Here is a 12,279-nt window from a genome sequence, read left to right on the forward strand (position 1 = left end):
GCCGATTGGGAATCAATTGGGGGACTTTCCGGTGAGATATTTCAGGTCCGGTGGCTTGACGCGCGCAACACTTACCCTGGCGCTGGTCCTGCTGCTGCCGACGGCCGGCATGCTGACGCCTGCTTCCGCACAGACGCCAGGTCCGGCGCCAAGTCCGGCGCCAGATCCGGCCCCGGCCGCCCCGGCGGCTGATGTCCTGGAACCGCAGACACCGATCGCACGCGCGATCCAGGCCGCCATGATGCCGGATCTGCCGGAAGGACTGGTGAATTCCTACGGTACGCGGGCCTTTGCCCCCCTCTGGTTCGATCGGAACGGCCTGAGTGAAAACGCCCATCTGGTGATCGCGGCCATGGCCGCCGCAAACGAACACGCGCTCAATCCCAGCAACTATGATCCGCTGGGCTTCATCAAGCGTTCGGAGACGGCCCGCTCTGAAGAGGACTGGGCCCGGTTCGACATCGACCTCTCGCACCAGTTTCTGCGCTATGCGACCCATCTGTCCTCCGGGCGGGTCCAGCCGAACGCGATCAACAAGGCGTTGAACCTGTTTCCGGACCGGCCGGACGCGCAGACGCTGCTCGAAACCGCTGAAGAGGCTGTCGATTTCAGCGCCTTCCTGGAAGGTCTGGCACCGAGGTCCGACAATTACGCAAGGCTCAAGCGCCGCCTGTCCCAGTTCAGGGAAAAAGCCGCCAATGGCGGCACCTTCACGCCAATTCCGGACGGCGAGGTGCTCAAGCCCGGCATGAGCGATCCGCGTGTCGCCACCCTGCGCGAGCGTCTGGTGCAGGAGGACATTCCGGGCGCGGGCGATCACGCCGGTGACATCTACGACGGTGCGCTGGTCGAGGCCATGAAGACCTTCCAGGAGTATCACGGCCTCGAAACCGACGGGGTCATCGGCAAGAACACGCTCGCCCGCCTCAACATTCCGCTTCAGGACAAGCTCATCCAGATGGAGCTGAACATGGAGCGACGGCGCTGGATGCGCGACGATCTGGGCGCGTTTTACATTTTCTCCAACCTGGCCGACCAGAACCTGAAGGTCGTGCGCGACGGCAAGACCATTCACACGGCCCGGGTTGTTGTCGGCAAGCCGTATCACGCGACCCCGGTGTTTTCCGACAGGCTGGAATATGTCGAGATCAATCCCTTCTGGAATGTGCCCTATTCCATTGCGACCAAGGAATACCTTCCCAAGCTGAAGCAGAACCCTGCGGCCCTGAGTGCCAAGAACATCCGCGTCTTTCAGGAGGGAAACGAGGTCGCGGCCACCCAAGTGGCATGGAACAGCTATTCCGGCGGCAATTTTCCGTTCCGGCTGCGCCAGGACCCGGGTGAAGGCAACGCGCTCGGCCGGATCAAGTTCATGTTTCCCAACAGGTTCAACATCTACATTCACGACACCCCGTCCAAGACCCTGTTCTCGCGCTCGGAACGCGCCTTCAGTCACGGCTGCATCCGCGTGTCCGATCCGTTCGCTCTGGCGGATGTCCTTCTTGCCGATAGCGATGCCGCGCCGGGTCACTGGCTGAACGTCCGAGACGGCCGCGAGCGAACCGTCGTCAAGCCGAAGGTCCCGATCGAAGTTCATCTCACCTATCTGACCGCCTGGATGAACAAGGATGGCTCCACGCACTTCAGGAAAGATATCTACGGGCGCGACAAGGTGCTTCTCGAAGCTCTCAGAACGGCCATGACGAAAAATCTGTAATCAACAACCCATTGTAATAACGTGATTTATTTCCGTTCACATATCTGAACGGCAGCTGAATAGCGCGCTCAGAACGGGTTCAAGCGACCTCTCCTATTGTCCGGTCAACCAATACGGACCGTCTTCTGGAGAGCACCATGTTGAACCGCATTTTCGTCCTGATCTTCCTGACCCTGATCCTCGGCGGCCCGTTTGCCGCCATCATCGCCATCACGGACGGCACCCGGGCTTTCGGGCAGGAAGCGCAACAGAAAGGCATGTGCCTGACAACCGGGACGGGATGCGGCAACGGAAACATCATCGTGACTGTCGCAAGCCGACTGTGATGCGGCGCTCCCTGCGCCGGATCGAATGTTGACTTGCAGTTTAAACCGATGTTTGGCAAAGTCTGCGCATGGACTACAAAGCACTTGAAGATAAAGCAGAATCCGCAGCAGAATTCCTGAAAATGATGGCATCCGCGCCGCGACTGCTGCTCATGTGCCTTGTTCTGGAAGATGAGCGCTGCGTCAGTGAACTGGCCGAGAAAACCGGCATGCGCATGCCGACGGTTTCCCAGCAGCTGGCGCTGCTGCGCGCGCAGGGTCTGGTGACGACCCGCCGCGAAGGCACCACGATCTATTACCGGCTGGCCAGCGAACCGGTCAAGGACATCATGGCGATGCTCTACAAGCACTTCTGCGCCGGCACCGATCTGCCCGTGGCCAAGCACCTGGAGACGCTCGACGCGGAGTGAGCGCCGTCAGGGACGTTTCGGACGTTTCTATCCCTGCAGAAAATCACCGCATCGCGGCGGCGTCTGGTCGCCCCAGGGCATCAGCGGCACGGTCGAGGTCGAATTTTTCGGGCTGCCCTCGATCAACTTGTCGGAATAGACGAGATAGACCAGCACGTTCCGGTCGGCGTCACAGCCCCGCACGATCCGCATCTTCTTGAACATGAAGGAGCGCCGCTGACGGAACATTTCCTCGCCCTGCTCGAAGTTCTCCTTGATCGTGACCGGACCAACCTGCCGGCAGGCCAGCGAAACGTCGGAGACCTCCTCGGCCACGCCAAGCCAGCCCGATACGCCGCCCTTTTCCGGTACGGTAAAGTGGCAGGAAACGCCGTCGATGATCGGATCGTCGATCGCGTAGGTCGCCAGCTTGTGGTCGGGTGTCAGAAACTTCCAGACCGTCGATTTCTTGAAGATCAGGTCGGGTTCATCGGCCGCGAACGCGGCGCCCGCGCCCTGCAGAAGCAGGCAAAAACCCAGAACGGCGGCGGTCAGAAAACGCATGAAAACCCTCCGGTGCATGAAACGCCCTTCATGTGGGGTTCACGATGCCGCGGTCAAGCGCCCTGAAGAAACAATTGCATGCCCGAGGCGCGCGGATGCGTGTCCTGTCCCCGGATCAGCGGGCGGTCTCCAGCACCTTTCCGTCGTCCGCGACGTTGTCCGGTGCCGGCGTTTCATTGTCGCCAACCTCGACAATGTCCTCGGTGGACAGATCCATGGAAGCTTCTTCCTCCGGGTCGCCGTCTTCCTGGGCGCCGTCTTCCTGGGCGAGAGAGGCGGCAAACGCGCTGTCGGAAACAAGGCCCTGGGAGGCCCCCTCTGCCGCGGTCGCCGTGTCCTCGTCCGTCTGGATCATGTCTTCGGCATCCGGCGCCGCCTCGGCGGCCTCGCCTACTGCAGTCTCTCCTTCTCCGGCGGGACCGCTTTCCCCGTCCGGCTGTGCCGCAGGAACGATCCCCTCCAGCGCGTCGTGAAGATCGGCGAGCCGTTCGCGGGTCCAGACCTGCGGCAGGTCGAGACCGAGCGCCTCGTCATAGGCACGGGCAACATTGATGGGCAGATGAAACTCGAAATCGTCCCGTGAAGCGAAGCGCGGTGACAATGTGTCGGAAACGGCGAGAAACGTGTCCCCGAGACCAAAGCTCTGCTCGACACAAGCCGCAGCCGCGTCGCGCAGCGTCGTGACGTAATCTCTCGTGGTCTCGATCGCGGTCGCGACCGCCTGGACACCGGTTGCGATCCGGCCACGGCCGGGCACGAGCACGGCCGGACGGAAGGCGGTGATGCGGTCGAGCGCACGGGGCCAATCGGAAAGATGCGCATCGCCGCAATAGGGCACGGCGGATTTCTGGACCAGGTCGCCTGCGTAGATCACACCGGTCTCGGGAACCCAGACCACGAGATCTCCCATGGTGTGACCGCGGCCAAGATGCATCAGCCGAACCTCGAGCCCGCCGAGGTCCATGGTCATGGAGGAGGCGATCGTCATGGTCGGCGCCGTCACGCCGGTCCCCTCGGGAAGTCCGGAGAACAGGTCGGGGTTGCGCTGACGCGAGACCCGGATGTCTTCGATGCCGCGCGTTTCAATCATGCGCCGTGTCAGATCGGAGGCGATCACCTCACCGGGTTCAAACGCCGGGGTGCCGAGCGAGCTGTCGGCGTGAAAGTGGGTCAGCACCACCGACTTGACCGGTTTGTCGGTGAGTTCTCGAATTTTCTCCAGCACATGTTCAGCCAGTGCCGGAGTTGCCGGTGTGTCGATGACCAGAACACCACGCTCGCCGACGACGATGCCGGTGTTCGCGCAGCCGTCCGCGCAATAGGCGTAACAGCCGCGACCGAGTTGCTCGATACGCCCGTTGGCGCCCGGCACTGCATCGGACCTGTTTGTCATCTCTACCATAACGGTCTCGCTTTCCCGCCTGCTGCGTGGCCGGCGGCTGCCTGAAGCATTGCGCACGGTGGATGCCGCGCATTTGCTGTTGACTGTAGCGTCTCAGCTTCCGGGGCCGATTCGCAATTTCCCGCCTCTGAAATCCTTAACTATTCCCTGCTTATCAACAGATAGGTTGAGCCTAATGCCGCATTTTGACTGTATCCACCAAAGCTCTCCGCCTGCCTTGCTTCACAGACTGGCGATTTTTTCCTGAAGGCCGGGTTGATCTTGCCGATCATTTTAATTGGCTATACTTGCTAATCACAGAAAATGGCCGGAACGCGGCGGCATTCATCTGCCCTTCGAACCGACCTCACACAGCTCCAAGGCGGCAGCATGCCAAAGCGCGACGACACAGGTTCCCGCAAAGACACATCCGGCCCGGCTCCGGGCGCCAAACCCGTTCTGAAGCTGCGGCATTTTCTGCCCTACCAGCTCAGTGACCTCGCCGAGACGGTCAGCCGCTCCCTTTCCGGCATTTACGCCGAGGAATTCGGGATCGGCATTCCCGAATGGCGGGTGCTTGCCACACTTGGCGAGATCAGCGCCATGACTGCCCGCGATGTCGGCCAGGCGACGTCGATGCACAAGACCAAGGTCAGCCGCGCGGTCGCCGCCCTCAAGAAGCGTGATCTGATCCTGCGCGAGACCAATCCCGCGGACCAGCGCGAGCAGGTCCTTCGGCTGACCGCGGCGGGGCAGGCCCTTTACGAGGAAATCGTGCCGAGGGCGCTCGCCTACTCCGCGGCACTGGAAAATGCGCTCACCGAAGATCAGAGGGCGCTCCTGCCCGACCTGTTCGATCGGCTCCACCGCGCCGCCGGCGGACGCCGGGGCTCCTGACACGCCGGGAACCGGGCACCGGTGCGCGCGCCACCGAAAGCCGCAGACGAAGGGCCGCCGATCGCGGCCTGGATTAACCTATCGTGAGAGCTTTCGTTGCTATTGATAGGGTGAGCGGAGATACTCGGGGCGTGTTTCGTGGACTGAAACCATAGGATTGAGACACGCTCTAACGAATAGGCATTCGCACGATACGGCGCGGGGACACGAGCCGCAGGGAACGGGTATGGGACTTCGCGGGACTGCCAGGTCTGTGTTGTTTGCGCGCGCTTTCGCGGCCGGCGCGATTGTTGTGCTGTGCGCGCAATCGGCCGGGGCAGCGACCTGTTCCGGCCTGAAGAGCGAATTGCGCCGTCTCGAAAGCGGGTCGGGGTCTCAATCGGCAGACGCCCGCAAGTGGACGACGGCAAAACGCCAGCAGCAGAAAGCACTGTCCGCCGCCGAACGGGACGCCGGCTATTTCGGTTGTGCCACGGCAGCGTCCTCCAGGTGCACCGGCCTCAACAGCAAGATCAAGCGCATGCGCAAAAACCTGGCGGCGATCGACCGCCAGTTGGCCAAGGCCGGCGGCGGCGCCTCGGGCAGCGCCAAGCGTCTCCGCCAGGTGCGCGCCGCGATTGCCCGGCAGAACTGCAATGCCGCATCGAAACCACGCAAGGCCGGGAAAGAGCAAAAACCGGACGCTGACAAGCCCCGGTCTCTGCTCGCCCGGCTGTTCAATCCCCAGTCGCGCGCGGATCTTGTTGCCGCGAAACCCGGAGACCGGGAGATCGAAACCGTCCGGCGACAGTCACGCAACACGTCGGGAAGCCGCCGCCTGCCGACTGGCGGCACCTTCAGAACCCTGTGCGTAAGGACCTGTGACGGCTATTTCTTTCCGGTCAGTTTTTCCACCGGCAAGACCCAGTTCGCCAACGATGAGGCACGGTGCTCGGAAATCTGCCCGGCCGCGCGGACTGAACTTTATGTCTACCGGAATCCGGGCGGCGATCAGGCACAGATGATGTCGCTCGCGGGTGACCTTTATTCGGAACAGCCGTTTGCCCACCGCTACAAGAGCGAATTCGTGGAGGGGTGCAGTTGCCGTGCGGCAAGCCGGTCGGAACCGAAATCGACGTGGACGGAACTCGGCACCAGCTCCGGCGACCGGGTGTTCTTTTCAGACATCAGCGCCGGACTGCCGCGACGGACCCTGCAGCCGAGCCGCGGCAGCACCTTCGATACGGATGACGGCGGGGCGCCCTCGCCGCTCGCGCGCACGCCCTTGCGGCGCGCCCAGTTGCCGCATTACGAGGATCCCGACACCCTGTTCAACCTGGAAAAGGGTTTCGACGTGACCGTCAGCCTGAGCCGTGCTGCGGCGCGGATCGGCCCTGCGCGCGAGACGCTTGCGGGAACAGGTCTGCGCGACGGGCTTCCGGTGCTGTCGATGGAACGCAGGCAGAAAACCGGCGATGCCGAGGTCGCCGTCTTTTCTCCAGTGTTCGCAAAGGAAGATGACGGCTTCCGGGACGCTTCCGGCAGTCAGATGCCGGTCAGGGTAGTCGGTCCAGAATATTTTGTCGCCCAATAAGCGGCAGCATCGCCTTCATGTCCGGACCGTGATCCATTCCGGTCAGCACCCTGCGCAGCGGCATGAACAGGCCCTTGCCCTTGCGTCCGGTCTGTGCCTTCAGAGCCGATGTCCAGGCGCCCCAGGTTTCAGGGGTGATCTCGCCCTCGGGCAGCAAGGCCCTTGCGGAGGCGATGAAATCCCGGTCTTCGTCCTCGACGCGGCTTTCCACCGGCCCGACCACCACCTGCCAGAATTGGCGGGCATCGGCGACAATCTCGCAGTTGCCGCGCACCGTTTCCCAGAATTCCGCGCTCGGACGGATACCCAGGCCCGCCAGCCGTTCTGAAACCGCCGCGAACGGCAGGCCATGTACCAGCCGGGCATTCAGCCCCTTGAGTTCCTCGGGATCGAATTTCGCGGACGAACGTGACACGCTGGTCAGGTCGAACTTTTCCACCAGCAGGTCCATGGTCTGCACCGGCTCGACCGCCTGGCTGGTGCCGGTCAGCACCGCCAGCGATGCCACGGCCATGGGCTCAACGCCGGCTTCGCGCAGGGAGCCGATCGACAATGCGCCCTTGCGCTTGGACAGGCCTTCGCCGTCCGGCGTCGTCAAAAGGTTATGATGGCCGAAGACCGGCGCTGCCGCCCCCATCGCCTCGAAGATGGCGATCTGGACAGCCGTGTTGGAGATGTGATCCTCGCCACGGATGATATGGCTCACGGCCATCTCGATGTCATCGACGATCGAGGTGAAGGTATACAGGTAGGAGCCGTCGGCGCGGATGAGCACCGGGTCGGACATGGATGAGAGATCGATCGCCTGATCGCCGCGGCACAGATCGCTCCAGGCGACATCCGTGCGGCGCGTCTCAAAGGGATCGCCGTTGTGATTTGGCAGCAGGAACCGCCAGTGCGGCTTGCGGCCCTCGGCTTCCAACGCGGCCCGGTCGTCGTCGTCAAGCTTCAGGCCGGCGCGGTCATAGACCGGCGGACGGCCGAGCGCACGCTGGCGCGACCGGCGCCGCTCCAGTTCGTCCGGAGTTTCAAAGCACGGATACAGAAGCCCCGCGTCCTTCAGCTTCTGCGCGGCCACGTCGTAGCCGGCCAGCCGGTCGGACTGGCGTTCGATCCGGTCCGGATCGATGCCGAGCCAGCGCAGGTCGTTTTCGATCGACTCGGCAAATTCCTGCCGGGATCGGGCAACGTCCGTATCGTCGAAACGCAGGATGAACTGCCCGCCCATCTTTCTGGCGAAGAGCCAGTTGTAGAGGGCCGGACGGCTGTTGCCGATATGAATGTGGCCGGTCGGCGACGGCGCGAAGCGAACTGTGACGGTCATGGCGTTTGAGTTAGCCCGAGAGGCGGGCGCCATCAACCGAAAACGAGCTTTGCAATCAAGATTGTTCGCCAATCCGATACGCCCGCGCCGTCAGTGCCAGGACAACGCAGAAGACGAGGCAGTAGAGGCCCATTCCCAGAACCTGCAGATCGAACGGGATGCCCAGGTCGATCAGCCAGCCGGTCAGCCCCGGCCCCGCCGCGGAAGCGAACACCATGCAGGAGAACGCGACCGCGCGGATTGCCCCCATGTGCCGGGTGCCGTAGACCTCGGGTCACAGGGCACCGACCAGGGTCCCATTGAAGCCGTTGGACAATCCGACCAGCGTCATGAAAATGAACGCGGACAGCGGCGCGTGGAAGAGCGCCAGAACGAAACAGGCGGTCGTCAACGGCAGCAGCGTGAACGGCAACAACTGACGGGCGGAAAACCGGTCGATCAACTGGCCGATCACCAGCGACGCGGCGACAACGCCGGATGCCATGAACAGAAACGACGTCGCGAACAGTTCCAGTGTCCAGCCCCGCAACTCGACCAGATAGATCTGGTGGAAGAAGATCGACGTGCCGATGAAGGCCGGCGCATTGACGCCGCAGGAGACCAGCCAGAAACGCGGGTCGCGCAAGACCTCCTTGCGCGTCCATTGCCGCCCCTCGGGCCTGGCGGCGGCCACTTCGGTGGCGCTTGGGACGCGGTCTCGGGCCAGCAGCGTCAGGATCACCGGCATGGCGATCACGGCAACGGCCAGTGCGGAGACCACCCAGGCCCCGCGCCAGTCGAAGGCATTGTCGAGCACCACGAAGCAGATCGGAAACAGCGCCTCGGCGGTCGGGAATCCAAGCACCGCGATGGACACCGCCCGGCCCCGCTGCGCGGAAAACCAGCGCCCCGCCGCCGTGATGGAGGTGTGTGTCATCATCCCCTGCCCGCATAGGCGCAGGCCGAAAAACGCGATTGCGATCATCCAGACGGACGTCGCTCCGGCCAGCATCAGGCAGAAAAGCGCCAGGCCGATCATGACGACAGCCGCAATCCAGCGGACCGGGAAATGGTCCAGGCTCTTGCCCGCATAAGGCAGCGTCAGGGCACTGCCGAGCGTTGCCAGCATGTAGATCAGGCCCAGGTCGCCATGGCTGAGGCCGAACTCGGCCCGGATGTCCCCGCCCGACAGGGAAATGAAGAATGTCTGTCCAAAACCGGAAAACACCGCGAGCAGATAGCTGGCGGACAGCCAGCGCGCATTGTCTCTCAGGAACGTGAAATAGGTCATCGGGTCTGAAAACGCCTTTTGAAAAACGTCTGGAAAGTGTGGGCCAGAAGGATTGATCGCGGAAACGGTTTCGTGCTGAGGAGAGACGCAAGGTTCGTCCCGAAAGACTGGCGAGTTCTTGTGCGGTGGACGGCCCATTCTCCGTGGCAGGCCTCCGGCCTACCTCAGGATGAGGGTCAATGTGTTGATGTCCCGGGGCTTCCGGAAATCGAGCCCCTCCTCAGGATGAGGGTCATGCGGTTTCTATTTTGAGACCGTCAACTCTCTTCACCCTCCTCCTGAGAAAGGCCGAAGGTCTGTCGCAAAGGATCGCCGCTTGCTGCGCGCGAACGCGCATCGACACGTTCGCGCCGGACAGCAGTGACGCCTTGCCCTTACGAGCGGTCCCGGAACCGGTTGGTGATCGGATAGCGGCGATCCTTGCCGAAATTCCGCTCGGTGATCTTCACGCCCGGAGGCGCCTGCCGGCGTTTGTATTCGGCGATATAAAGCAGGTGTTCGATCCGGTGGATCAGAGCCCGCTCGTGACCGCGCCGTTCGATTTCTCCAACCGACATTTCCTTCTCGACCAGGCACTCCAGGATATCATCGAGGTCATCGTAGGGCGGCAGCGAATCCTGGTCGGTCTGGTTCTCGCGCAATTCCGCGCTCGGGACCTTGGTGATGATGTTGGCCGGGATCACTTCCCCTGCCGGGCCCGACAGCCCGTCCGGGCGCGCGGTGTTGCGCCAGGCCGCCAGGTCATAGACCTGTGTCTTGTAGAGATCCTTGATCGGATTGTAGCCGCCGTTCATGTCACCGTAGAGCGTCGCGTAGCCGACCGACATTTCCGACTTGTTGCCGGTGGTCACCACCATCCAGCCGAACTTGTTGGAGACCGCCATCAGGATGACGCCGCGCGTGCGCGACTGCAGGTTTTCCTCTGTCGTGTCCTCATCGGTGCCGGCGAAAAGATCGCTCAGAACATTCCGGAAGCCCGCGACCGGCTCGGCAATCGGGATCGTGTCGTAGCGGATTCCCAGAGCCGATGCACAGGCGTCCGCGTCCGCGATGCTCTCCTTTGAGGTATACTGGTAGGGCAGCATGATCGCGTGGACCTTGTCGGCGCCCAGGGCATCGACCGCCATGGCCGCGCACACGGCGGAATCGATCCCGCCCGAAAGCCCGAGGACCACGCCGGGGAACCCGTTCTTGATCACATAGTCGCCGAGACCCAGAACACAGGCCCGCCAGTTGGCCTCGTTCAGATCGGGCAGACTGGCGACCGGGCCATTGGCGCAGATCCAGGTGTCGCCCGCGCGCGTCCAGTCGGTGATGGCCATCGCCGGCTGAAACTGCGGCATCTGGAATGCCAGCGACCTGTCGCCATGCAGGGCAAAGGAGCCGCCATCGAACACCAGCTCGTCCTGGCCGCCGAGCTGGTTGCAGTAGATGAGGGGCAATCCGGTCTGCACGACGCGGGAAACCACGACCTGGAGCCGTTCCTCGGCCCGGTTCTCCCAGTAGGGCGATCCGTTCGGCACCAGCAGCAGCTCGGCGCCGGTTTCCTCCAGGCACTCGCAGACCTCGTCGTTCCAGATGTCCTCGCAGATCGGCAGGCCGATGCGCACACCGCGAAAATCGACGGGCCCGGGAAGCGGTCCTGCGGCGAAGACACGTTTTTCGTCAAAGACGCTGTAATTCGGCAGGTCGTACTTGAAGCGGACCGCCTTCACCTCGCCCTGGTCCAGAAGCAAAACGGCGTTGTAGGTCTTGCCCTCCTCGCTTCTCCAGGGAGAGCCGACGATCAGACCCGGGCCGCCATCCGCGGTTTCCAGCGCCAGCGCCCTTGCGGCGTCCATGCAGGCCGTGACGAATGCCGGTTTCAGGACGAGGTCTTCCGGCAGGTAGCCGGCCAGCACCAGCTCGGAGGTCAGGACAAGGTCGGCGCCCTGCGCGGCGGCCTCGCGGCGCGCCTCGCGGATGAGGCCGGCATTGCCGGCAACATCGCCGACAGTCGGGTTGAGCTGCGCGACAGCCAGTCTGAAACGGTCTGAAATCATCGGAGGTGTACCAGAAAGTGACATGGCTTTCTGGTGTAGCGGCAAGCTGGAAGGCATGCAATCGCCCTGTCGGCAGAACTGCCTGTCCGCAAGCGGATAGGGGTCCGTTCCCTACAGCAGTGCGAGGCCGTCGTCGGCGGGCGCGCGCGCGGCAAGACCGGACAGGGCTTCCGAACCGGAGACGCGCGACGGTGGCTGCTGCCCCGCCTCGCTCACACCCTTTGTGCGGCCATGAACGAGCTGGCGGTCGAGAATCTCTCCGATGTGACGATAGAGAATGGCGGGAGCGATCGGCTTGGCGACAAATCCGTGGATGCCGATTTCGATGGCCTCCAGAATAGTCTTGCGGTTGGCATGCGCCGTTACCACAAGAACCGGCGTCGTGCTCACGTCCGGATCACGGTCTTTGCGCAGAATTTGCAGGAACTCGTTGCCTCCGAACGGCCTCATGACCCAGTCGCACAGAACGATGTCCGGCCTGCGGTCGACGACCAGTTCCAGTGCATCGGCACCATCGCTCGCCTCGCAGATGGTCCGGATGCCAAATCCGGTCAGGACGGAGCGCAGGATCGTGCGCATATGCGGGTTGTCTTCCGCAATCATGCAGGAAACAGCCGACAATTCCCATTTGTCACGCAAACCCCCGTCTCCCCTTCGTCGCATCCCGGTCGTCGATTTTCCCTACAACCAGATATCGCGCGGCGCGTTAAGCGAGACTTACCCGCGGCCGTCTCACGCTTGAAAAACAGGCGAAAAGCAACAAAAAGGGCGGCAAATGCCGCCCTATAGTTAACGT

12 protein-coding genes are annotated in these 12,279 nt (G+C 62.8%); 5 read left to right on the forward strand and 7 right to left on the reverse strand.

Annotation, left to right across the window (positions count from 1 at the left end):
• Nucleotides 1-55: 55 nt before the first annotated feature.
• The 3 genes from AC0VX3_RS17820 to AC0VX3_RS17830 all read left to right on the forward strand — a co-directional run bounded on the left by AC0VX3_RS17820 (nt 56) and on the right by AC0VX3_RS17830 (nt 2,453).
• Entirely contained in the window at nt 56-1,717 is a 1,662-nt protein-coding gene (locus AC0VX3_RS17820) for a L,D-transpeptidase family protein (protein ID WP_475521633.1), read from the forward strand.
• 137 nt (nt 1,718-1,854) lie between these two features.
• On the forward strand, nt 1,855-2,043 hold the full coding sequence (locus tag AC0VX3_RS17825) for a sugar transporter (RefSeq protein WP_342894160.1): 189 nt from the start codon (nt 1,855-1,857) through the stop codon (nt 2,041-2,043).
• Between the two features lie 68 nt (nt 2,044-2,111).
• Nucleotides 2,112-2,453, forward strand: a complete 342-nt coding sequence (locus tag AC0VX3_RS17830) for an ArsR/SmtB family transcription factor (RefSeq protein ID WP_342894159.1) — start codon at nt 2,112-2,114, stop codon at nt 2,451-2,453.
• A gap of 27 nt (nt 2,454-2,480) precedes the next feature.
• On the opposite strand, the gene AC0VX3_RS17835 is transcribed toward AC0VX3_RS17830, so the two are convergent.
• Together AC0VX3_RS17835 and AC0VX3_RS17840 are read right to left on the reverse strand one after the other, a co-directional pair.
• Nucleotides 2,481-3,014, reverse strand: coding sequence for a CreA family protein (locus AC0VX3_RS17835; RefSeq protein ID WP_475521634.1), 534 nt, complete (start codon nt 3,012-3,014; stop codon nt 2,481-2,483).
• Between the two features lie 97 nt (nt 3,015-3,111).
• Nucleotides 3,112-4,398: an MBL fold metallo-hydrolase gene (locus tag AC0VX3_RS17840; RefSeq protein WP_475521635.1), complete on the reverse strand. Its 1,287-nt coding sequence runs from the start codon at nt 4,396-4,398 to the stop codon at nt 3,112-3,114.
• Between the two features lie 369 nt (nt 4,399-4,767).
• Here AC0VX3_RS17840 and AC0VX3_RS17845 point away from each other — a divergent pair, with 369 nt between their 5' ends.
• Complete coding sequence (locus tag AC0VX3_RS17845) at nt 4,768-5,274, forward strand: MarR family winged helix-turn-helix transcriptional regulator (protein WP_475521636.1); 507 nt, start codon at nt 4,768-4,770, stop codon at nt 5,272-5,274.
• Nucleotides 5,275-5,527: 253 nt separating this feature from the next.
• A complete protein-coding gene (locus AC0VX3_RS17850) occupies nt 5,528-6,847 on the forward strand; it encodes a DUF2865 domain-containing protein (protein WP_475521637.1) in 1,320 nt (439 codons plus the stop codon).
• On the opposite strand, the gene gltX is transcribed toward AC0VX3_RS17850, so the two are convergent.
• The 5 genes from gltX to AC0VX3_RS17875 form a co-directional block, all read right to left on the reverse strand.
• Nucleotides 6,810-8,171: a glutamate--tRNA ligase gene (gene gltX, locus AC0VX3_RS17855; protein ID WP_475521638.1), complete on the reverse strand. Its 1,362-nt coding sequence runs from the start codon at nt 8,169-8,171 to the stop codon at nt 6,810-6,812. The genes AC0VX3_RS17850 and gltX overlap by 38 nt on opposite strands.
• 55 nt (nt 8,172-8,226) lie before the next feature.
• Nucleotides 8,227-8,421, reverse strand: a complete 195-nt coding sequence (locus AC0VX3_RS17860; RefSeq protein ID WP_475521639.1) for a hypothetical protein — start codon at nt 8,419-8,421, stop codon at nt 8,227-8,229.
• Nucleotides 8,422-8,445: 24 nt separating this feature from the next.
• On the reverse strand, nt 8,446-9,441 hold the full coding sequence (locus AC0VX3_RS17865; protein WP_475521640.1) for an MFS transporter: 996 nt from the start codon (nt 9,439-9,441) through the stop codon (nt 8,446-8,448).
• Between the two features lie 374 nt (nt 9,442-9,815).
• Entirely contained in the window at nt 9,816-11,483 is a 1,668-nt protein-coding gene (locus tag AC0VX3_RS17870) for an NAD+ synthase (protein WP_475521641.1), read from the reverse strand.
• Nucleotides 11,484-11,594: 111 nt separating this feature from the next.
• Nucleotides 11,595-12,122, reverse strand: coding sequence for a response regulator (locus AC0VX3_RS17875; protein ID WP_475521642.1), 528 nt, complete (start codon nt 12,120-12,122; stop codon nt 11,595-11,597).
• Nucleotides 12,123-12,279 lie beyond the last annotated feature (157 nt).

This window comes from Roseibium sp. QJM3NY_11, from assembly GCF_056173175.1.